This window comes from Mycolicibacter algericus DSM 45454 (genome assembly GCF_002086455.1).
GTDB classification, from domain to species: Bacteria; Actinomycetota; Actinomycetes; order Mycobacteriales; family Mycobacteriaceae; genus Mycobacterium; species Mycobacterium algericum.
The window spans coordinates 62,508-84,269 of sequence record NZ_MVHC01000001.1; the positions used below are offsets into that span (position 1 = coordinate 62,508).

19 protein-coding genes are annotated in these 21,762 nt (G+C 67.2%); 7 read left to right on the forward strand and 12 right to left on the reverse strand.

All coding sequences use genetic code 11. The features are described 5' to 3' along the window. The first annotated feature begins 2 nt into the window (after positions 1 to 2). Positions 3 to 503: a hypothetical protein gene (locus BST10_RS00295; RefSeq protein ID WP_083035712.1), complete on the forward strand. Its 501-nt coding sequence runs from the start codon at positions 3 to 5 to the stop codon at positions 501 to 503. 28 nt (positions 504 to 531) lie between these two features. Here the strand turns inward: BST10_RS00295 and nrdE are convergent, their stop codons facing one another. The 6 genes from nrdE to BST10_RS00325 form a co-directional block, all read right to left on the reverse strand. Then, complete coding sequence (gene nrdE / locus BST10_RS00300; RefSeq protein ID WP_041318353.1) at positions 532 to 2,703, reverse strand: class 1b ribonucleoside-diphosphate reductase subunit alpha; 2,172 nt, start codon at positions 2,701 to 2,703, stop codon at positions 532 to 534. After that, entirely contained in the window at positions 2,670 to 3,137 is a 468-nt protein-coding gene (gene nrdI / locus BST10_RS00305) for a class Ib ribonucleoside-diphosphate reductase assembly flavoprotein NrdI (RefSeq protein ID WP_013829717.1), read from the reverse strand. Before nrdI ends, nrdE begins: the two co-directional genes overlap by 34 nt. A 55-nt stretch (positions 3,138 to 3,192) precedes the next feature. Beyond that, the gene (locus BST10_RS00310; protein WP_013829718.1) at positions 3,193 to 3,432 is read right to left on the reverse strand and encodes a redoxin NrdH; all 240 of its coding nucleotides are present in this window, start codon (positions 3,430 to 3,432) and stop codon (positions 3,193 to 3,195) included. Positions 3,433 to 3,831: 399 nt separating this feature from the next. Further along, the gene (locus BST10_RS00315) at positions 3,832 to 4,380 is read right to left on the reverse strand and encodes an NAD(P)H-dependent oxidoreductase (RefSeq protein WP_083035714.1); all 549 of its coding nucleotides are present in this window, start codon (positions 4,378 to 4,380) and stop codon (positions 3,832 to 3,834) included. After that, on the reverse strand, positions 4,377 to 5,249 hold the full coding sequence (locus BST10_RS00320) for an SDR family oxidoreductase (RefSeq protein ID WP_083035716.1): 873 nt from the start codon (positions 5,247 to 5,249) through the stop codon (positions 4,377 to 4,379). Before BST10_RS00320 ends, BST10_RS00315 begins: the two co-directional genes overlap by 4 nt. A gap of 46 nt (positions 5,250 to 5,295) precedes the next feature. Further along, positions 5,296 to 5,952, reverse strand: a complete 657-nt coding sequence (locus tag BST10_RS00325) for a TetR/AcrR family transcriptional regulator (RefSeq protein ID WP_013829721.1) — start codon at positions 5,950 to 5,952, stop codon at positions 5,296 to 5,298. Between the two features lie 141 nt (positions 5,953 to 6,093). On the opposite strand from BST10_RS00325, the gene BST10_RS00330 reads away from it, so the two are divergent. Then, the gene (locus BST10_RS00330) at positions 6,094 to 7,569 is read left to right on the forward strand and encodes a cytochrome P450 (RefSeq protein WP_083035718.1); all 1,476 of its coding nucleotides are present in this window, start codon (positions 6,094 to 6,096) and stop codon (positions 7,567 to 7,569) included. A gap of 130 nt (positions 7,570 to 7,699) precedes the next feature. Further along, the gene (locus BST10_RS00335; RefSeq protein ID WP_083035721.1) at positions 7,700 to 9,178 is read left to right on the forward strand and encodes a cytochrome P450; all 1,479 of its coding nucleotides are present in this window, start codon (positions 7,700 to 7,702) and stop codon (positions 9,176 to 9,178) included. Positions 9,179 to 9,261: 83 nt separating this feature from the next. Here the strand turns inward: BST10_RS00335 and BST10_RS00340 are convergent, their stop codons facing one another. The 4 genes from BST10_RS00340 to BST10_RS00355 all read right to left on the reverse strand — a co-directional run bounded on the left by BST10_RS00340 (position 9,262) and on the right by BST10_RS00355 (position 14,689). Further along, positions 9,262 to 9,732, reverse strand: coding sequence for a 2-isopropylmalate synthase (locus BST10_RS00340; RefSeq protein ID WP_083035723.1), 471 nt, complete (start codon positions 9,730 to 9,732; stop codon positions 9,262 to 9,264). Between the two features lie 170 nt (positions 9,733 to 9,902). Further along, positions 9,903 to 11,639, reverse strand: a complete 1,737-nt coding sequence (gene poxB / locus BST10_RS00345; protein WP_083035725.1) for a ubiquinone-dependent pyruvate dehydrogenase — start codon at positions 11,637 to 11,639, stop codon at positions 9,903 to 9,905. A 104-nt stretch (positions 11,640 to 11,743) separates the two neighbouring features. Next, positions 11,744 to 13,909, reverse strand: a complete 2,166-nt coding sequence (locus tag BST10_RS00350; RefSeq protein WP_083035727.1) for an acyl-CoA dehydrogenase family protein — start codon at positions 13,907 to 13,909, stop codon at positions 11,744 to 11,746. A 21-nt stretch (positions 13,910 to 13,930) separates the two neighbouring features. Next, on the reverse strand, positions 13,931 to 14,689 hold the full coding sequence (locus BST10_RS00355) for an SDR family NAD(P)-dependent oxidoreductase (protein ID WP_083035730.1): 759 nt from the start codon (positions 14,687 to 14,689) through the stop codon (positions 13,931 to 13,933). A 102-nt stretch (positions 14,690 to 14,791) separates the two neighbouring features. Between BST10_RS00355 and BST10_RS00360 the strand changes: the two genes are divergently transcribed. The 4 genes from BST10_RS00360 to BST10_RS00375 all read left to right on the forward strand — a co-directional run bounded on the left by BST10_RS00360 (position 14,792) and on the right by BST10_RS00375 (position 19,503). Beyond that, positions 14,792 to 17,059, forward strand: coding sequence for a carbon starvation CstA family protein (locus tag BST10_RS00360; protein ID WP_083035732.1), 2,268 nt, complete (start codon positions 14,792 to 14,794; stop codon positions 17,057 to 17,059). Next, positions 17,035 to 17,229, forward strand: coding sequence for a YbdD/YjiX family protein (locus tag BST10_RS00365; protein WP_013829729.1), 195 nt, complete (start codon positions 17,035 to 17,037; stop codon positions 17,227 to 17,229). Before BST10_RS00360 ends, BST10_RS00365 begins: the two co-directional genes overlap by 25 nt. A 26-nt stretch (positions 17,230 to 17,255) precedes the next feature. Then, positions 17,256 to 18,566 (forward strand): macrolide-binding ATPase MABP-1, encoded by a 1,311-nt coding sequence (locus BST10_RS00370; RefSeq protein ID WP_013829730.1) that lies wholly within the window; start codon positions 17,256 to 17,258, stop codon positions 18,564 to 18,566. Positions 18,567 to 18,711: 145 nt separating this feature from the next. Further along, positions 18,712 to 19,503 (forward strand): L,D-transpeptidase, encoded by a 792-nt coding sequence (locus tag BST10_RS00375; protein ID WP_083035734.1) that lies wholly within the window; start codon positions 18,712 to 18,714, stop codon positions 19,501 to 19,503. Positions 19,504 to 19,512: 9 nt separating this feature from the next. On the opposite strand, the gene BST10_RS00380 is transcribed toward BST10_RS00375, so the two are convergent. Further along, a complete protein-coding gene (locus BST10_RS00380) occupies positions 19,513 to 20,781 on the reverse strand; it encodes a cytochrome P450 (protein WP_013829732.1) in 1,269 nt (422 codons plus the stop codon). Continuing rightward, positions 20,778 to 21,680 carry an MBL fold metallo-hydrolase gene (locus tag BST10_RS00385; RefSeq protein ID WP_083035736.1) on the reverse strand — a complete coding sequence of 301 codons (903 nt, stop codon included), beginning with the start codon at positions 21,678 to 21,680 and terminating at the stop codon, positions 20,778 to 20,780. The genes BST10_RS00380 and BST10_RS00385 overlap by 4 nt, the downstream gene beginning before the upstream one ends. Positions 21,681 to 21,762: the final 82 nt, after the last annotated feature.

Consider the following 21,762-nt stretch of genomic DNA (forward strand, 5'->3'; position numbering starts at 1 on the left):
AGTTGAGTCGAGACGTACACCCGATCCCCGAGACGACCATCGAATGGACCGCACAGCGGGGTGACGCCCGCCGAGCAACGCTGTCGAGCTTGAAGTCGGCGAAGGTGTGGCTCGGCGTTACGGCCATCGCGTTGGTCACGGCGGCGGTTGTCACCGTGGTTCAGGCCAAGGGCGATTACTGGGTGGCCGCCCTGACGATGTTCGGGATCCTGCTCATCGGCTACACGGCGCTGGCGATCGGAATCATGCTGGCCGTGGTGCACCTGACCAACCGGCGGGTACTCGCGGCGGGGGCACAGTGGGCGTCCGGCATCAACGATCACGCGATCCGGATCGACACACCGGCGGTGACGATGCTGATCTCGCGTTCGGGACTCCGGTCGATTCGACGCACGGGCACGCTCACCGTGCTCCGCACCCCGGCGGCAGGATCGATCGCGGTGCCGTCGATCCTGCTGCCCGACACGGACCTGATCACCGGATCCGCAGCCAACGCCGGCTGACGTCGGGTCAGGGCGCGCGTCCGCGGCGCTACAACATGCAGCTGACGCAGCCCTCCACCTCAGTGCCCTCCAGCGCCATCTGGCGTAGCCGGATGTAGTACAGCGTCTTGATTCCCTTGCGCCAGGCATAGATCTGCGCGCGGTTCACGTCGCGGGTGGTGGCGGTGTCCTTGAAGAACAGCGTCAGGCTCAGCCCCTGGTCCACGTGTTGGGTGGCCGCGGCGTAGGTGTCGATGATCTTCTCGTAGCCGATCTCGTAGGCGTCGGAGTAGTACTCCAGGTTGTCGTTGGTCATGTACGGCGCCGGATAGTAGACCCGGCCGATCTTGCCTTCCTTGCGGATCTCGATCTTCGACACGATCGGGTGGATCGACGACGTCGAGTGGTTGATGTAGGAGATCGACCCGGTCGGCGGAACCGCCTGCAGGTTCTGGTTGTAGATACCGTGGGCGGCAACGGATTCCTTCAGCCGCTGCCAGTCGCTTTGTTCCGGGATCCGGATACCGGCGTCGGCGAAGAGCTGCCGCACCCTGACGGTCTTGGGCTCCCACACCTGGTTGATGTACTTGTCGAAGAACTCCCCGGACGCGTACTTGGACTTCTCGAAACCTACGAAGGATCTACCTCGTTCCAGCGCAAGACGATTCGATGCCCGCAGCGCGTGATACAGCACGGTATAGAAGTAGATGTTGGTGAAGTCGATGCCCTCTTCGGAGCCGTAGTGGATGCTCTCTCGGGCCAGGTAGCCGTGCAGGTTCATCTGGCCCAGCCCGATGGCGTGCGACTCGTTGTTGCCGTGCTCGATCGAGGGCACCGAGTTGATGTGGGTCTGATCGCTCACTGCGGTCAGCGCCCGGATGGCGACCTCGATGGTCTGGCCGAAGTCCGGGGAGTCCATCGCCTTGGCGATGTTGAGCGAGCCCAGGTTGCAGGAGATGTCCTTGCCCACCTTGGCGTAGCTCAAGTCGTCGTTGTACTCCGACGGGGTGGAGACCTGCAGGATCTCCGAGCACAGGTTCGAGTGGGTGATCTTGCCGGCGATGGGATTAGCTCGATTGACCGTATCTTCGAACATCACGTACGGGTAACCGGACTCGAACTGCAGCTCGGCCACGGTCTGGAAGAACTCGCGTGCCTTGATCTTGGTCTTGCGGATGGCCGAGTTGTCGACCATCTCGTAGTACTTCTCGCTGACCGAGATGTCGGCGAACGGGACGCCGTAGACCCGTTCGACGTCATACGGCGAGAACAGGTACATGTCCTCGTTCTTCTTGGCCAGCTCGAAGGTGATGTCGGGAATCACCACGCCCAGGCTCAGCGTCTTGATCCGGATCTTCTCGTCGGCGTTCTCCCGCTTGGTGTCCAGGAACCGGTAGATGTCGGGGTGGTGGGCGTGCAGGTAGACCGCGCCGGCTCCCTGGCGGGCGCCGAGCTGATTGGCGTAGGAGAACGAGTCCTCCAGCAGCTTCATGATCGGGATGACCCCGGAGGACTGATTCTCGATGTTCTTGATCGGGGCGCCGTGTTCACGAATGTTGGTCAGCAGCAACGCCACTCCGCCGCCACGCTTGGACAGCTGCAGCGCGGAGTTGATCGAGCGGCCGATCGACTCCATGTTGTCCTCGATGCGCAGCAAAAAGCAGCTGACCGCCTCGCCGCGCTGCTTCTTACCGGAGTTCAGGAACGTCGGGGTGGCGGGTTGAAAACGGCCGTCGATGATCTCGTCGACCAGTTGCTCCGCCAGCTTGGTGTCGCCGGCGGCCAGCGTCAGCGCCACCATGCACACCCGGTCCTCGAAGCGTTCCAGATAGCGCTTGCCGTCGAAGGTCTTCAGCGTGTAGGAGGTGTAGTACTTGAACGCGCCCAAAAATGTCGGGAACCGGAACTTCTTGGCGTAGGCGCGATCCAGCAGCGACTTGACGAAGTTGCGCGAGTACTGGTCGAGCACCTCGCGCTCGTAGTAGTCCTTCTGGATCAGGTAGTCGAGCTTCTCGTCCTGATTGTGGAAGAACACCGTGTTCTGGTTGACGTGCTCCAAGAAGTACTGACGGGCCGCCAGCACATCCTTGTCGAACTGGATCTTGCCGTCGCTGTCGTACAAGTTGAGCATCGCGTTGAGCGCGTGGAAGTCCAGCTCGCCCACCGGAGCGCTGCGGGTGGTTGCTGTTACCTGCTCTGCAGTTGCAGCGGTAGGTGGCATGCCTCGTCCTTCCAGAAATCGGCTAAGCCCGCGCGGACGGCTTTCACGTCCTCGTCGGTTCCCATCAATTCGAATCGGTACAGGTACGGCACCCCGCACTTGCGGGCGACCACGTCGCCCGCGTAGCAGAACTCCGCACCGAAGTTGGTGTTGCCGGCGGCGATCACGCCGCGCAGCAGGTTCCGATTGTGTTCGTTGTTCAAAAAGGCGATGACCTGCTTGGGCACGTAGCCGCCCGCGGTGTCATCGGTGATGTTGGGGGTGCCGCGGCCACCGCCGTAGGTCGGCAGCACCAGCACGTAGGGGTGGTCCACCTCGATGCGCCCGTGCAGCGGAATCCGGATGGCCGGCAGCTGCAGCTTCTGCACGAAGCGGTGGGTGTTCTCCGACACCGAGGAGAAATACACCAGGCTGCACTCGACATCCGCAGACACGGCGACCCCCTTCAGCTCTCAGTCAGACTCCACCCGTACCCGATGCGGCGGCCGCTTACGCGCTCAGCGCGGTCTGCGCCAGCGCCTTGATGCGGTCCGGACGGAAACCCGACCAGTGCTCGTCGCCGGCGACGACGACCGGGGCCTGCAGGTAACCCAGCGCCATCACGTAGTCCCGCGCATCGGAGTCGAGGCTGATGTCCACGACCTCGTAGGCGATGCCTTGGTTGTCCAGCGCCTTGTAGGTGGCGTTGCACTGCACGCATGCGGGCTTGGTGTAGACGGTGATGCTCATGGGCGCAGACTCCTCAGCGAATCGTCGACAACGAACAGATGACGGATCAGGTACTACTCTCAGCGGGCCGCCAAGGCCTTGAATCTCCGGTCTCCACCGCAGCTCCGGGCAATGATTCGATACCCTTCGCCGCAGTTCGGTCAGCCCGATGATCCGGGGTCTGGCGGTGCTTGAAACACTACACCTAGTGGGTCGCCTTGAGAAGCCATACAAGATGTTCCGAACAACATTCTTGAAATTCGCAGGTTGTAAGCCTGTCGCCGTTGCCGCCTCGGCGTGTCGCACGTCACAAAAATTCCCGCGGTGCCCCATGGCGACAGGTCTACCACCGATCACCGACGACCACGCCCCGACACCGGACCCGCGTCCGGTTTCCAGCAAAGACTTCGCCGGTGGCGCTCAGCCCGCCTCGACCGCCAGTTTGGCTACGACATCGCGCACGGCGGACACCAGCTGCGCGTGCTCGCGGGGATGCTTTCCCTCCAGCGTGCCTATCGGCACCGACAACTTGATCTCATCGACCACGCGCGGCCCGGCGAGGCCGAAGGACTTGCGGGTCTCGTCGTGGGCCCACACTCCGCCATACCGGCCCAGCGCCGCACCGATCACCGCCAGCGGCTTCCCCTTGAGCGCACTGTCGCCGAACGGGCGCGACAGCCAGTCGATGGCGTTCTTGAGCACGCCGGGGATGGTGCCGTTGTACTCCGGGGTGACCACCAGGGTCGCGTCGGCGTCGGCGGCCACCGCCCGCAGGGCGGTCACCCCCGCCGGCACGGTCGCGGGCGTGTCGAGGTCCTCGTTGTAGAACGGCAGCTCGCCGAGCCCCTCGCAGATCGCCACGCGAACCCCTGCCGGGGCGGCCTCGGCCGCCAACTGCGCGATCTGGCGGTTGACCGATGCCGTGCGCAGGCTGCCGACCAACGCCAATACCGTGATCTCGCGGCTCACCTCGTCAGGGATTTTTGCGAGGGCAACAGGGCCCGGCTGAATAGCCGGTTGGCCTGGCGCATCGCCGCGCTGTAGGGCAGCCAGGCCAGCCGCTTGAACGCGTACAGCGCCCGGATGTCACCGGAGGTGTAGACCAGGTAGCGGTTGCGGGCCACCCCGGCCAGGATCTTCTCCGCGGCCTTCTCCGGCGACACGGCGTGGCCGGCGAACCGGCCCACCCATTTCTCCACCTGCGGGTCCTCGCGGTCGACGCCGGCGATCTCGACGGTGTTGACCAGCCCGGTCTTGACCGCACCGGGCACCACCACCGACACCCCGATGCGGTGCCGGGCCAGGTCGAAGCGCAGCACTTCCGATACCCCGCGCAGCCCGTACTTGCTGGCGCTGTAGGCGGCATGCCAGGGCAGCGCGACCAACCCGGCGGCCGAGGACACGTTGACCAGGTGCCCGCCGCGGCCCGCGGCGACCATCGGCGGCAGGAACGTCTCGATGACGTGGATGGGGCCCATCAGGTTGATGTCGACCATCTTGCGCCACTGCTCGTGGGTCAACCGGTCGACGGTCCCCCAGGCCGACACGCCCGCGATGTTCATCACGACGTCCATCGGCTCGTGCCGGGAATGGATGTCGGCGGCGAACGCGGCGACGTCGTCGTAGTCGGCGATGTCGATCACCCGATGTTCGGGGACCTGGGCTCCCAGGGCGCGCGCGTCGGCGACGGTTTCGGCCAGTCCTTCGGCGTTGCGGTCGGTCAGATACAGCTCGGCGCCGGCCTCGGCGAGCCGTAACGCGGTGGCCCGGCCGATGCCGCTCGCCGCTCCGGTGATGAAGCACCGCTTGCCCCGGTAGTACTGCGCCACGCGTGTCATGGGTGCAGACCCTACCGTCCGGGTCGCGGCACCGGCGGCCGATGATTCAACCCCGCGCTGCGTCCCCGCCCCACAGCGCGGTGAGCCACAGCGCCTCGAGCACCCGTACCCCGCGCCCCACGTCACCGTCGGTCCCCAGGAAGGCGGTGTCCCCGGACAGCATGTAGCCCGTGGTGGCAGCCAGTGTCCGCACCAGGGCGGGGATGTCTTCGCTGATCGGATCCGCAGTGCCCGCGGCGATCTCGTCGTTGACCACGCCGACGATCTGGTGGATCACCGCGTCGATCTGGGCGTCGAGCAGTTCCCGGATCTCGGCGTCGCTGTTGCGTGCCATGTTGCACGCCGACATCACCGGATCGTTGTGGGCAAAGACCGCCGCCGCGCTGCCCACCATGCGTTCGGCGAATGCCGCCGGCGATTCCTCGGCGCCGCGCGGCGCGAAGTACTGGGTCAGTTCTTCGAGCTCCTGGCTCGCCTCGGCGAGGATGTGCGCCAGTACGGCGTATTTGGAATCGAAGTAGAAATAGAAGCCCGACCGTGCAACCCCGGCCCGGTCGCTGATGGTGCTGACGGACAGCTCCGCGAACGGTTTTTCCTCCAGTAACTCCCGCACTGCCTGCACGATCGCCTGGCGTTGCTTGTCCCCCCGCCGCAGCGGCAGATCGTCGGGAGTCGGGCCGGCCGGGTCGTGCTGGGTGCTCACCCTTGCACCTTGCACCACGCCGCGCCGTATTCAAACTTGACACCCGTCAATTTTGATCTGAAGATGTGGTTACGTGACGGTCGCCACAGACCGTCATAGCCGCTGCGCACCTGACGTCCGCGAACGAGAGGTAGTCATCCGATGACCACCATGACCACCCCGCAGTATCTCCTCGACCAGGCCCGGCGCCGGTTCACCCCGACGCTGAACACCATCCCCGGGATGGGCGCCATCGAGAAGCGGCTGCTCACCGTGGACTGGAAGCAAAAGACGCTGGCGGAGCCCCCGGCCGGTAGCGGGCTCAAGCCGATCGTCGGCGACTCCGGGCTGCCGGTGTTGGGCCACATCGTCGAGATGTTCCGGGGCGGCCCGGACTTTGCGATGCACATCTACCGTAAGCACGGTCCGGTGTACTTCGCCGAATCGCCGATCCTGTCCTCGGTCGTCGCGCTGGGTCCCGACGCCACCGAGACCGTCTTCGCCAACCGCAAGAAGGACTACTCCACCACCGGGTGGATCCCGGTGATCGGCCCGTTCTTCAACCGCGGGCTGATGCTGCTGGACTTCGAGGAGCACTTGGCGCACAAGCGGATCATGCAGGGTGCGTTCACCCGCCCGCGGCTGGCCAGCTACGTCGAGGACATGGACCGGGTCGCCAGCGCGCTGGTGGCGAAATGGCCCACCAACGACCCCCGATTCCTGTTCTACCCGGCGGTCAAGGAATTGACGCTGGATGTGGCCTCGGTGGTGTTCATGGGCATGGACCTGCGCGACGACCAGAAGACCGTGGCGAAGGTCAACCACGCATTCGAGCAGACCACCCGGGCCGGTGGCGCGATCATCCGCACGTCGGTGCCACCGTTCAAGTGGTGGCGCGGTCTGCAGGGCCGCCAGGTGCTCGAGGACTACTTCACCCAGCGGGTGCGCGAGCGCCGCAACGTCGAGGGCACCGACATGCTGACGGTGTTGTGCCACACCGCCGACGAGGATGGCAACACCTTCAGCGACGCCGACATCGTCAACCACATGATCTTCTTGATGATGGCCGCCCACGACACCACGACCTCGACCCTGACCACCATGGCCTACCACCTGGCGGCCAATCCGGAATGGCAGGAACGGGCGCGCGAAGAGTCGGCGCGGCTCGGCGACAGCCCGCTGGACATCGAGGCGCTGGAAAAGCTGGAGACCCTCGACCTGGTGATGGACGAGTCGCTGCGGCTGGTCACCCCGCTGCCGTTCAACATGCGTCAAGCCGTGCGCGACACCGAGTTGCTCGGGCACTACGTTCCGGCCGGGACGAACGTCACGCTGTGGCCGGGGATGAACCACTGGCTTCCCGAGTTGTACACCAACCCCCGCCAGTTCGACCCCGAACGGTTCCTGGAGCCGCGTTCGGAGCACAAGAAGCACCGCTATGCGTTCGCACCGTTCGGCGGCGGGGCGCACAAGTGCATCGGGATGGTCTATGGGCGGCTGGAAGTCAAGACCGTCATGCACCGGCTGCTGCGCCGCTACCGGCTGGAGCTGTCGCGGCCCGGCTACCGACCGAAGTGGGACTACGCCGGCATGCCGCTGCCGATGGACGGCATGCCGATCGTGTTGCGCCCGATCTGATTCACTCACCGCCCTCGGCGCGCACCGCGGAACCCAGCACCAGGCCTGGTTGACAGGCGTCAAACTTGGCCCAAGTATTGGGATCAAGTGACGTCCGTCACTGCTTGCCCGGCCTGTCAAAGGAGCGTCCGTGACCACGATCAGCACCCCGCGCTACCTGATCGACCAGGCCAAACGCCGGTTCACCCCGTCGTTCAACAACTTTCCGGGCATGGCGGCCCTGGAAAAGCGCCTGCTGACCATGGAGTTCCCCGAGAAGCAACTCGCCGAGCCGCCCCCGGGCAGTGGACTCAAGCCGGTCCTCGGCGACGCCGGGCTACCGATCCTCGGGCACATGATCGAGATGCTGCGCGGCGGGCCGGACTATCTGATGCGCATGTACCACACCCACGGCCCGGTGCTATTCGGGGATTCGCCCGTGCTGCCCGCCGTCGCGGCGCTGGGCCCCGATGCGACGCAGGTCATCTACGCCAACCGCGACAAGGACTACTCGCAGCAGGGCTGGGTCCCGGTGATCGGGCCGTTCTTCAAACGCGGCTTGATGCTGCTGGATTTCGAGGAACACATGTTCCACCGCAGGATCATGCAGCAGGCGTTCGTACGGCCCCGCCTCGTCGGCTACGTCGAGCAGATCGACTTGGTCGCGTCCCAGGTGATCGCCAACGACTGGGTCAGCAACGACCCGCGCTTTTTGCTCTACCCCGCGATGAAGGAACTCACCCTCGACATCGCCGCGCTGGTGTTCATGGGGCACGAACCCGGCACCGATCGCGAGCTGGTCACAAAGGTCAATAAGGCGTTCACCACGACGACCCGCGCCGGCAACGCAGTGATCCGCACCAGCGTGCCGCCCTTCACCTGGTGGCGTGGCCTCAAGGCGCGTGAGCTGCTGGAGAGCTACTTCACCGCCCGGGTCCGGGAGCACCGCGGCAAGGAGGGCAACGACCTGCTCACAGCGCTGTGCTACGCCGAGGACGAGGACGGCAACCGGTTCACCGACGCTGACATCGTCAACCACATGATCTTTTTGATGATGGCCGCCCACGACACGTCGACGTCGACGGCCACATCGATGGCCTACAACCTCGCGGGCAATTCGGAATGGCAGCAGCGCTGCCGCGACGAATCGGATCGCTTGGGCGACGGACCGCTCGATATCGAATCGCTGGAGAAGCTGGAATCGCTCGATCTGGTCATGGACGAATCGATCCGCCTGGTGACGCCGGTACAGTGGGCGATGCGCCAGACGGTCCGCGACACCGACCTGCTGGGCTACTACATCCCCAAGGGCACCAATGTCATCGCCTACCCCGGGGTGAATCACCGTCTTCCCGAATTGTGGACGGATCCAATGAAATTCGACCCAGAACGGTTCACCGAACCGCGTAATGAGCACAAGCGGCACCGGTATGCGTTCAATCCGTTCGGCGGCGGGGCGCACAAGTGCATCGGGATGACGTTCGGCCGCCTCGAAGTCAAGGCGATCCTGCACCGGTTGCTACGCCGGTACCGGTTGGAGTTGCCTCACCCGGGCTACCGGACGCGCTGGGACTACGGCGGCATGCCGATTCCGATGGACGGCATGCCGATCGTGCTGCGCCCGCTCTAGCCCGTGCTTCTCCCGCGAGCGTGCGCGTCGCCGGCCAACACGCCGGGGGACGCACCGTTTTCGCGCACGCTCGCGCCCGCAGGTCACTCTGCCATCAGCAGCCGGTTGGCACAGGTGGTGACCGCCTGCACCGCGGACCGTCCGGCGTCGACGGAAAAGCCGACCGCCCACGCCGTGGTGCGGCCGTTGGAACCGTGGATGAACGTGGCGGTCTCGTCGCCGCACCGAAGCTGGTGGAAACCCAGAATTTCCAAGGTGATTCCGCAGTCGTGGAGCATGGTGGTGAGCGCGGCCAGCGGCCCGTGCGCCGCCGCGGTGCAGGTGCCCTTCCGCTCGCCGACGGCGATCGTCGCCTGATACCTCCGGCCCTGCGGCCCCAGCCGTGCGGCGGGCCGGTCGGGGTCCAGACAACGCCACCGACCGACCCGCAGCGGTCCGGCGGCTCGCCCGTAGGTGGCCACGAAGCGATCCCAGGTCAACTGTGCGGCCACGTCACGCAGCTCACGCGGCAACCGGGTGGTGTCGAATCGGTCTTGAAACGAGGTGTTGGTCATGTCTCGGTCTCTTCTGCTCGAGGGGAGCGACCGACGGGTAGTAGCTTCCGACCCACAGCGGGGGTCGGTCTGGATCAGACCCCGCTGCGGGTGACCGCTACTACAAGCAGATGACGCATGATTCAGCCAGGTTAATCCCGCTCCGGTCGGTGTGCAAGCGATTATTTGCGTCAATCCAGGATGCGCCGGGCCACGTTGGTGGTCACCAGGTCGAGCAGTTCGTCGGCGCGGCCGGCGAGGATGGTCCTGATCGCGTAGAGCGAGAATCCCTTGGCCTGTTCGGCGGTGATCGCCGGCGGGATCGACAGTTCCTGGCGGGCGGTGACGACGTCGATCACGGCCGGCCCGTCATGGTCGAACGCCGCGGTCAGGGCCGGTTCCAGGTCACCGGGCCGCTCCACCCGCCGCCCGAACATCCCCAGCGCGGCCGCGACGGCGCCGAAGTCCGGGTTCTGCAACTCGGTGCCGAAGTTGACGATGCCGGCGGCCTTCATCTCCAGTTCGACGAAGTTCAGCGACGAATTGTTGAACACGATCACCTTGACCGGCAACCGATTCTGCGTCAGCGTCAACAGCTCGCCGAACAGCATCGCCAGCCCGCCGTCGCCGGCGAAGGCGACGACTTGACGCTCCCGGTCGACGGTCTGGGCGCCGATCGCGTGCGGCAGCGCGCACGCCATGGTGCCGTGGTTGAACGACCCGATTAGCCGTCGCCGCCCGTTCATCGTCAGGTAGCGCGCCGCCCACACCACTGGGGATCCGACGTCGACGGTGAACACCGCGTCGTCGGCAGCCAGCTGATTCGCTACCGCGGCAACGTATTCGGGGCGAATCGGAGTCCGGTCGCGATCATTGGAGGCCAGCGAATCCAGCCGCTTGCGGGTCTTGCGATAGTGCTTCAGCGACCGCTCCAGATGGGTGCGGTCGTCCTTGGCGGTCAACATCGGACGCAACGCGGCGAGGGTGTCGGCCACCGTGCCCACGAGTCCGAGATCGATCGGGGCGCGCCGGCCCAGGTTTCGGCCCCGGATGTCGACCTGGATGATCTGCGCGCGCTCGGGATAGAACTGCTGGTAGGGGAAATCGGTGCCGAGCATCAGCAGCACATCGGCTTCGGCGATCGCCTTGTAACCGGATGCGAAGCCGAGCAGCCCCGTCATACCGACGTCGTGGGGGTTGTCGTGCTCGATGTACTCCTTGCCGCGCAACGCATGCACGATCGGGGCCGCCAGTGTGCCCGCGAGTTCGATGACCTGACCGTGGGCGCCGGCCACACCCGCCCCGGCCAGGATGGTGACCCGGGAGGCGTCGTTGAGCATGCCCGCCGCCGCGGCCAGACCGCGTTCATCGGGGCGGCACACCACCCCGGCGGCTGTCACCGGTCGCGATCCCCAGTCGGTGGCGTCGACGCGGTCGGACAAGATCTCGCCCGGCACGACGACGACGGCGACACCGTTCTCCTCGACCGCGGTGCGCATCGCCATCTCCAGGATGCGGGGCGCCTGTTCGGCGGTGCTGACCAGTTCGCAGTAGACACTGCACTCGCGAAACAGGTTCTGCGGGTGGGTTTCCTGGAAGTAGTCGGAGCCGATCTCGGCCAGCGGGATGTGGGCGGCGATCGCCAACACCGGCACCCGGCTGCGGTGCGCGTCGAACAGGCCGTTGATCAGGTGCAGGTTGCCGGGCCCGCAACTGCCGGCGCACACCGCCAGGCGGCCGGTCATCGCGGCCTCGGCGGCGGCGGCGAAGGCCGCGGTCTCCTCGTGACGCACCTGTTCCCAGCCGAAGTCGCCGGCCCGGCGGATCGCGTCGGTGAAGCCGTTGAGGCTGTCGCCGGGTATCCCGTAGACCCGGTGCACGCCGCTCCGTTTCAGGGCGGCGATGACATGGTCGGCGACGGTTGCCATTTCGCGCTCCCCTTCCCGGCGCGAGCGTGCGCAAAAACGGTTCCGACCTCGGCGTGTCGACCGGGGACGCGCACGCTCGCGCAAAAAGTGCGGTGAAGGAGACGCTACTTGATCAGCGGGTCGCGGGGCATCCCCAGAATGCGCTCGGCGATCTGGTTACGGGTCACCTCCGAGGTGCCGCCGGCGATCGCGATGCCGCGCGCACCCATCACCATCCGGCCGGCCATCGCGCCCGGCCCGTCGTCGAGTGCGACGTCCGGGCCCAGCAGCGCCGCCCCGATGGCCGCGCCGTCGCCCATGTGCTCGGCGAGCTTGAGCTTGGTGACGTTGCCCTCCGGTCCGGGCCCGGCGCCGGCGATGCTGCGCGCCACCCGGCGCAGGTTCAGCAGCCGCAACGCGTGCTCGTCGGCGATGAAGCGGCCCACCCGCACCGCGGCGTCGGCCACCGACTGCCGGTGCTGCTGGGTCAGCGCGATCAGCTTCTGGTCGATGCCGGCGGTGAAGGAACCACCGCCGCCGATGCTGACCCGCTCGTTGCCCAGCGTCGCGCGGGCGACCTTCCAGCCTTCGTTGACCTCGCCGACGACGTCATCGTCCGGCACGAAGACATCGTTGAAGAACACCTCGTTGAACTCCGAACCGCCGGTGATCTGACGCAGCGGCCGGACCTCGACACCGGGTGCCTCCATGTCGACGATCACCATGGTGATGCCGGCGTGCTTGGGAACGTCGAAGTCGGTGCGAACGGTGGCCAGCCCACGCCGGCACAGGTGCGCACCGGACGTCCACACCTTCTGGCCGTTGATCTTCCAGCCGCCATCGACCCGGGTCGCCTTGGTCTTGACCGCGGCCGCATCCGAGCCGGCAGCCGGCTCGGAGAACAGCTGGCACCAGATCTCCTCCTGGCGCAACGCCTTCTCCACGAACCGCTCGATCTGCCAGTCGGTGCCCTGCTGGATCAGCGTCAGGATCACCCAGCCGGTGATCGAGTAGTCGGGTCGCTGCACCCCGGCGGCGCTGAACTCCTGCTCGATCACCAGTTGCTCGACAGCGTCGGCGGCTCGGCCCCACGGCTTGGGCCAGTGCGGCATCACATAGCCGGTCGCGATCAGCCGGTCCAGCTGCTCCTCGCCGCTCAACGCGGCGATCTCGAGCGCGTCGGCGTGGATCTGGGTGCGCAGCTCCTCGGCTTCGGGCGGCAGATCCAGACTGTTGGTCCTGGTGATGCCGGCCGCGGCACTCTCGAACACGGCCAGCGCCGGTGCGTCGCCGCCGAACAGCGCCTGCACCGTCAGGGCCCGGCGCAACTGCAGGTGAGCGTCGTGTTCCCAGGTGTAGCCGATGCCGCCGTGCACCTGGATGTTCAGCTCGGCGTTACGCACGTAGGCGGGGAACGCCAGGGTGGCGGCGACCGCGGCAGCCAGCCGGAAGGCGTACTCGTCCTCACCGTCGGCGCGCGCGGCGTCCCACACCGCCGCGGTGGCCGACTCCGCGCCGACGAGCATGTTGGCGCAGTGGTGCTTGATGGCCTGGAAGGTCGCGATGGTCCGGCCGAACTGTTCGCGCACCTTGGCATACTCGACAGCCGAGTCGGTGCAGTCGGCCGCCCCACCGACGGCTTCGGCGGCCAGCAGCACCCGAGCCCGCGCCAGCGCCGACTCACGCCCACCGGCCAGCGTGTCGTCCGCGCTGATCCCGACGCCGGTCAGCGTGACCCGCCCGGAGCGCCGGGTCGGGTCGAGGTTGCCGGGTACGTCGACGTTGACCCCGGCGCGATCTCGCTCGAGCACCAGCACGTCCTCGCCGGCGGCCAGCAGCAGCAGATCGGCCAGCCCGGCGCCCAGCACGATCCCGGCGTCGCCGGAGGCCACGCCGCCGTCGAGGGCCACGCCGCCGGCCATCCCCACCCCGGCGGTCACCGAACCGTCGATCAGGCCGGGCAGTAGCCGGGCCTGCTGTTCGGGGGTCCCGGCGGCGGCGATCACCGCCGAGGCGATGACCGTCGGCAGGAAAGGTCCCGGCGCCACCGCACGGCCCAGTTCCTCGACCACCACCACCAATTCGGGCAGCCCGAAGCCCGAGCCGCCGTGCTCCTCGGCGATATGCAGCCCCAGCCAGCCCAGCGATGCCAGCTCACCCCAGAACGGCGGCCGGCCCTCCTCGGTGGCGTCCAGCAGCGCACGGGACGCCGCGCGGGCCTGCTGCGCGGTCAAGAATCCGCGGGCCACCTCGGCCAGTTCGCGGTGGTCGTCGGTTACTGCGATGCCCATGGCAGGTCTCCTGTTCGGTAACTACTTGGGGGCGAACCGCTGCCCGGCGTCCAACCGCAGGCACTGCCCGTTGAGCATCGGGTTGTCGACCACGGCGGCGACCAGCTTGGCGAACTCCTCGGGCCGGCCGAGGCGCTTGGGGAACGCGGCATCCTTGGTCAGGGCACTGGCGAACTCCTCCGGGATGCCCTTGGTCAGGCCGGTGGCGAACAGGCTCGGCGCGATCGCCAGCACCCGGATGCCCACCGAGCCGAGGTCGCGTGCCATGGTCAGGCACATGCCGGCGACACCGGCCTTGGCGGCGGTGTAGGCCACCTGGCCGATCTGGCCCTCGAACGCCGCGATCGAGGCGGTGTTGATGATGACCCCGCGCTCCTCGTCCTCGGGCTCGTTGGTGCTCATCTGCGCCGCGGCCAGCCGGTTGAGGTTGAAGGTGGCGATCAGGTTCAGGTCGATCACCGAGCGGAACGACTCCAGGTCATGCGGCCCGGACTTGCTCAAAGTGCGCTTGGCGATGCCGCCGCCCGCGGTGGTGACGATGACGTGCAGACCACCGAGGCCCTCGACCGCTGCGGCCAGGGTCTTCTCGGCGGCGGCGAAGTCGGTGATGTCCACCGGGTGGAAGGCGCCCCCGAAACTGGCCGCCACCTCCTTGCCCTCCGACCCCTCCCGGTCGAGCACCGCCACTGCTGCGCCACCTTCGGCGAGCAGCTCCGCGGTTGCCCGACCCATCCCCGAGGCGCCACCGACGACGACGACCTTCTTGCCACTGATCTCCATGCGAACTCCCTTAAGCAAGTACTTGAGTATCAGGAACAAGTTATCGTTCCGCTCGGAAACCGCTACCACTCGGGCATCCGGCAGGCCCCAAGGAGGTACCCCGTGGCCGCACCGACCGCGCCGCAGCTGATCGAGCGACGCGACGGTCCGGTGACCTACCTGCACACCGACGCCGCGCTGCCCCCGGTCGCCGTCGTGGACCGCTCCCCCATCTCGGTGCGCCAGAAACTGGTGCTCGGTGCGCTCGCCGTCGCCGGTGCGGTGGCGTGGGCACTGATCGCCTTCGTCCGCGGCGAGTCGGTGAACGCGGTGTGGTTCGTGGTCGCCGCGCTGTGCACCTACATCATCGGGTTCCGTTGCTATGCAAGGCTTATCGAGCTCAAGGTCGTCAAGCCCCGCGACGAGCACGCCACTCCCGCGGAGATCTTCGAAGACGGCACCGACTACCTGCCGACCGATCGCCGGGTGCTGTTCGGTCACCACTTCGCCGCGATCGCCGGCGCGGGTCCGCTGGTCGGACCGGTGTTGGCCACCCAGATGGGTTATCTGCCGGGCACCATCTGGATCGTGATCGGCGCGGTGTTCGCCGGCTGCGTGCAGGACTACCTGGTGCTGTGGTGTTCGGTGCGGCGACGGGGCCGCTCCTTGGGGCAGATGGCCCGCGAGGAACTCGGCGCGGTCGGCGGCGCCGCCGCGATCATCGGGGTGCTGGTGATCATGGTCATCCTGATCGCGGTGCTGGCGCTGATCGTGGTGCGGGCGCTGGCGGTCAGCCCGTGGGGGGTGTTCTCCATCGCGATGACGATCCCGATCGCGCTGTTCATGGGCGTCTATCTGCGTTATCTGCGTCCGGGCCGGGTTTCGGAGGTCTCCCTGATCGGCGTGGTCGCGCTGCTGGCAGCCGTCGCCTCGGGCCGGTGGGTCGCCGAGACATCCTGGGGAGCGTCCTGGTTCACGCTCTCGCCGCTGGCGCTGTCGTGGTGTGTCATCGGCTACGGTTTCGCCGCCTCGGTGCTGCCGGTGTGGCTGCTGCTGGCGCCGCGCGACTATCTGTCGACGTTCATGAAGGTCGGCACCATCGCCCTGCTGGCCGTCGGTATCGTGATCGCCCAGCCGCTGATGGCGGCTCCCGCCGTCTCGACCTTCGCCCACACCGGCGACGGGCCGGTGTTCGCCGGGTCGCTGTTCCCCTTCCTGTTCATCACCATCGCCTGCGGGGCGCTGTCGGGATTCCATTCGCTGATCGCCTCGGGCACCACCCCGAAGCTGCTGGAAAAAGAGAGCCAGATGCGGCTGATCGGCTACGGCGGCATGCTCACTGAGTCGTTCGTGGCGGTGATGGCGCTGATCACCGCATCGATTCTGGACCAGCACCTGTTCTTCGCCCTCAACGTGCCGGTCGCCGCGACCGGCGGCACCGCCGAAACCGCCGCCGCCTACGTCAACGGGCTCGGGCTGGGCGGGTCACCGGTAACCGGTGAGCAGATCACCGAGGCCGCCGCCGCCGTCGGCGAACAGTCGATTGTGTCGCGCACCGGTGGGGCGCCCACGCTGGCATTCGGCATGGCCGAGGTGCTGGGACAGGTGTTCGGTGGGCCGGCCCTGAAGGCGTTCTGGTATCACTTCGCGATCATGTTCGAGGCGCTGTTCATCTTGACCACCGTCGACGCCGGCACCCGGGTGGCCCGCTTCATGCTCTCCGACGCGTTGAGCAACCTGGGCGGGCCGTTGCACCGGCTGGCCAACCCGGGGTGGCGAATCGGAGCGTGGGCGTGCAGCGTGGCGGTGGTCGCCGGATGGGGTTCGATTCTGTTGATGGGGGTGACCGATCCGCTCGGCGGGATCAACACCCTCTACCCGCTGTTCGGCATCGCCAACCAGTTGCTGGCCGCGATCGCGTTGACCGTGGTGACCGTGATCGTGATCAAGCGCAGCCGGCGCCGATCCGACTTGAAATGGGCACTGGTACCGGGCATTCCGCTGCTGTGGGATCTGACGGTCACCATGACGGCGTCGTGGCAGAAGATCTTCTCGTCCGATCCGCGAGTGGGCTACTGGACGCAGCACTTCGCCTACCGGGCCGCCGAGCGGGCCGGTGCGACCTCGTTCGGATCGGCGGTCGACGCGGCGCAGTTGCACGATGTCGTTCGCAACACCTTCATCCAGGGCAGCCTGTCGATCGTGTTCGCCACCCTGGTCGCGGTGGTGTTCGTGACCGGGGTGCTGGTGTCGTTCACGGCGATTCGCGGTGCCGTGTCGACCACCGAGCCGCCGCCGGTGCTGTCGCGCCGGTTCGCACCGGCCGGACTGGTCCCGTCGGCGGTCGAGCGAAAGGTACAGGCGCAGTGGGACGCTCGGCAAGCCGGCTAGCCCGGGCGGCTCGCCGGTTCGGCTGGTACTGGGCGACCCTGCTCGGTGACAACCACTACCGCCGTTATCTGGAATACCGCCGCCGGGCTCATCCGGGCGAACCGGTGCTCTCCGAGCGGGACTACTGGCGGCGGCGTTACGACGCCGATCCCGGCGGACGGTGCTGCTGAGGCCATTCATCGGGCATGATCGACAGGTGGCTGACATCACCCGCAGGGGGGCGGCGCGCAATGCCAAGCTGGTGGGCCTGCCGCTGAGCTTCGCCGGCCGGGCCGCGCTCGGGTTGGGCAAACGGCTGGCCGGCAGGTCCAAGGACGAGGTGACCGCCGAGCTCATGGAGCAGGCGGCCGAGCAGATGTTCACCGTCCTCGGCGAGCTCAAGGGTGGCGCCATGAAGGTCGGCCAGGTGCTCTCGGTCCTGGAGGCGGCGGTGCCCGCGGAGTTCGGCGAGCCCTACCGCGAGGCACTGACCAAGTTGCAGAAGGACGCCCCGCCGCTGCCTGCGGCCAGGGTGCACCGGGTGCTCGACGCCCAACTGGGCACGCGGTGGCGGGAGCGGTTCAGCTCCTTTGACGACGATCCGGTCGCTGCGGCCAGCATCGGCCAGGTGCACCAGGCGGTGTGGGCCGACGGCCGCCCGGTGGCCGTCAAGATCCAGTATCCCGGCGCCGACGAGGCGCTGCGCGCCGACCTGAAGACGCTGCGGCGGCTGACCGGGGTGCTCAAGCCGCTGGCGCCCGGGGCCGATGTGCAGGGCATCGTCGACGAGCTCATCGAGCGCGCCGATATGGAACTGGACTACCGGCGCGAGGCCGACAACCAGCGCGCATTCGCCAAGGCCTACACCGGGCACCCGCATTTCGCGGTGCCGCACGTGGTGGCCAGCGCCCCCAAGGTGGTGATCCAGGAGTGGCTCGACGGCATCGCGATGTCGCAGATCATCGCCGACGGCACCGCCGCGCAGCGCGACCTGCTGGGCACCCGGCTGGTCGAGTTGATCGGCGACGCGCCGGCCCGGGTCGGCATGCTGCACGGTGACGCCCACCCCGGTAATTTCATGCTGCTGGCCGACGGCCGGATGGGCGTCATCGACTTCGGCGCGGTGGCGCCACTGCCCGACGGCCTCCCGGTGGAGCTGGGCATGGCGCTGCGGTTCGCCGGCCAGGCCAACTACGATCTGCTGCTGCCCACGTTGGAGAAGGCCGGCTTCATCCAGCCCGGCGAACAGATCTCGATCGAGGACGTCGACGACATGCTGCGCCGCTACGTCGAGCCGATGGCGCCCGAGGTCTTCCACTTCAGCCGCGACTGGCTGCAGACGCTGGCCGCCGCGCAACTGGACCAGTCGATTCACCAGATCAAGACCGCCCGCCAACTGGACCTGCCGCCCAACCTGGCGATGCTGGGGCGGGTCATCGGTACGACGGCCGGCATCCTGGCCCAGTTGGACGCACACGTACCGGTTCGGGCGCTCGCGCTGGAACTGCTGCCCGGTTTCGCCGGCTAGGCTCGCGCGCCCGCACCCGGCCGTGGCCAAAACTTGATGAAGCCTTGACCCGTTCGTGCGCATGTGCGCCCGGGATCGGGGGTGCGGTCTACCTACGATCAACCTCGTAAACACCGGTAGTTTTGGTCGGGAAGGTACGCCGGAGATGTGGACATCGGTACGCACTGCAGTCGTGGTGGTGGGAGTGGCTCTGACAACGGTGGTGATGCCACCGGGAACGAGTTCGGCTGCCGCCAGCCAACCCTCGGGCATCGCGTCGATCCAACCGACGTCGGGTGCCGTCGTCGGCGTGGCGCACCCCGTGGTGGTGAGATTCGCCGCACCGGTGCTCGACCGCCGGGCCGCCGAACGCGCCATCCCGGTGCGGACGGACCCGCCCATGACCGGCACCTATGAGTGGTTCGACGACACCGAAGTCCACTGGGTCCCCGACCGTTACTGGCCGTCGCACAGCACCGTGGCGCTGTCGGTGGGCAAGCTCTCCGCCGACTTCAGCACCGGAGCGAAGGTGGTCGGGGTCGCCAGCGTAGCGGCGCACACCTTCACCGTGAGCGTCGACGACGTAGAAGCCGACCCGCTGCCGGCACCGCACCACCGCCCGTACTGGGGCGAGAACGGGGTGATGCCCGCCACCATGGGCAAGTCCGCATTCCCCACGCCGACAGGCCATTACACCGTTCTGGCCAAGGAGAAGAAGGTCCTGATGGACTCCAGCAGCGTCGGGATCCCGGTCGACGACCCCGAAGGTTACCGCTTCGACGTCGAACAGGCCGTGCGTATCAGCCGGCGGGGCCTCTACGTCCACTCGGCGCCGTGGGCGCTTCACTCCCTGGGCCTGGAGAACGTCAGCCACGGCTGTATCGGTCTGAGCCCGACGGACGCCGAATGGTACTTCGACCGGGTCAATATCGGTGACCCGGTGATCATCAAGGAGTGACGCCGCGCGTCAGCGCGACCCCGTAGACATCGCAGCGCCACCGAATTCCACCGGCATCGCGTCGATCCCGTTGATCCAGGGCAGCACGGATCGGGAGGCGCGGTCCAGCCGGCGAATATCGGGCATGATGTCCGCCAGCGCCCCGAAGATCAGGTTGATCTGCATACGGGCGAGATTCGCCCCGATGCAGTAGTGCGCGCCGGGCGCCCCGAATCCCAAATGCGGGTTGGGGCTTCGCCGGATATCGAAGGTGAACGGCTCGTCGAACACCTCTTCGTCGTAGTTGGCCGAACCGTAGAACATCCCGACCCGCTGCCCCTTGGCGATGTGCACCCCACCGAGTTCGACGTCGCGCAACGCGGTGCGCTGAAACGAGATCACCGGCGTGGCCCACCGGACCACCTCGTCGACCATGGTCGCCGGGCGTTCTGCCACGAACAACCGCCATTGGTCGGGGTGGTCGAAGAAGGCCACCATCCCCTGCGAGGTGGCGTTGCGGGTGGTCTCGTTGCCGGCGACCATCAGCATCATCACGTAGTAGCCGAACTCCAGCGCGGTCAGCGCTTCTCCATCGATCGTCGCGGTGACCAGGGCCGTTGCGATGTCGTCGCGCGGGCGGGCCTTGCGGTCTTCGGCCATCTGATAGGCGTAGCCCAACAGCTCAGCGGAGGCCTGCATCCCGTCGGCGGCGGCCTGCGGATCGCCGTTGCCGCCGCCCACCAATCGATTGCTCCAGTCGAAGACCTGCTGGCGCTCAGCTGCCGGCACACCGATCAGCTCGCAGATGGTCGCCAGCGGCAGGCGGGAGGCGACCTCGGTGACGAAGTCGCCGGTGTCGTGTTCGGCGGCGGCCGCGACGATCTCGCGGGCCTGGCGGTCGAGTGAGTCCCGCATGCCGGCAACGACACGGGGGGTGAATCCGCGTGAGACGATCCGGCGCAGCTTGGCGTGCTTGGGTCCGTCGAGGAACAGCATGATGTTGTCGCGGCTGGCCTCGTGGAGGTCTTGGTTGCTGGTGGTGTTCGTCCGGATCAGCGAGGTGTTCTCGTGTGAGGAGAACACGTCGTCCTGCAGCGACACGGCCCGTACGTCGGCGTGTTTGGTCACCACCCAGTAGCCCTCGTCGGGGTAGCCGGAGACGCCGAACGGCTGGGCGTTCCACCAGATCGGCTCGGTTCTGCGCAGCAGTGCGAACTCCTCGTGCGGGATCCGCTCCCCGATGAGTGCGGGGTCGGTGAAGTCGAACCCCTCCGGCAGCAGGTGCGGTGTCTCGGTCATCGTGCTCCCTCTCGCTCTACCAGCGGTTGCCACGCCAGTCGGTCATCGGCGCTGTTGACGTAGCCGCCGGACGGGGCGGCGAAATGCGATCCGAGCAGCAGCGCCCGCTCGTCGGCGACACGGCGCAGCAGTTGGAGTCGGCTGGCGCGAGCCGCGGTCGGGTCGGCGTCGGGCAACGCGCAGATTCCGGGATCGCCGATCTGCGCCGGGTGATGTATGACGTCGCCGCTGATGTAGGCGACAGCGCCGGCCCGCTCATGCGGCGGTCCCAGCTTCACCTCTCCTCCGTCGAGCCTCGCTGAACCGCCGGACTCAATGCGCACCGACACGTGCCCCGGGGTGTGTCCGGCGGTCGGCACCAGCCGGATGTCGCCGGTCACCCGGTGATCCGGCTCGATCAGCCGCAGTCTGCCGTATTGTTGCAGCGGCGCAACGCATTCCGGCGCCACCCGGTCCTCCCCGGTGAAGTCACACCAGTGCTCGTGCTCGACCGCGGTCACCAGGTAGTCGGCACCTGCGAACGCGGGCACCCACTGCCCTGCCCGCTGCACCGTGTTGCCCCCGGCGTGGTCGCGGTGCAGGTGGGTGCATACCACCGCGGTGATGTCGTCGGGGCGAAATCCGGTGGCGGCCAGGGACTCGGCAAAGCGGTCCGGTATCTGCCGGGACCGCAGGAAGCTGTCACCGAAGCAGGTGTCGACGAGAACGCGGTCCTGCCCGGACACGATCAGGAAGGACTGGATCGCCATCAGGATGTTGCCCGAGGCGTCGCAATAGTCCGTCAGCGAGTCGTCCGCGAAGCGTTCGGGTGCCGCTGCGAACAGTCGCGATGCCGGGATCGGGATGATCGCCTGCAGGACCGCATGGATGTCAACGTCGCCGACAGTCCAGTGCTGCACGCCCGTGGTCCCCTTCTCGCAGGGGGATCGTATGCCACAAATCATTTGGAATTCACTGATTCGTCGAACCGGATGAATGCGG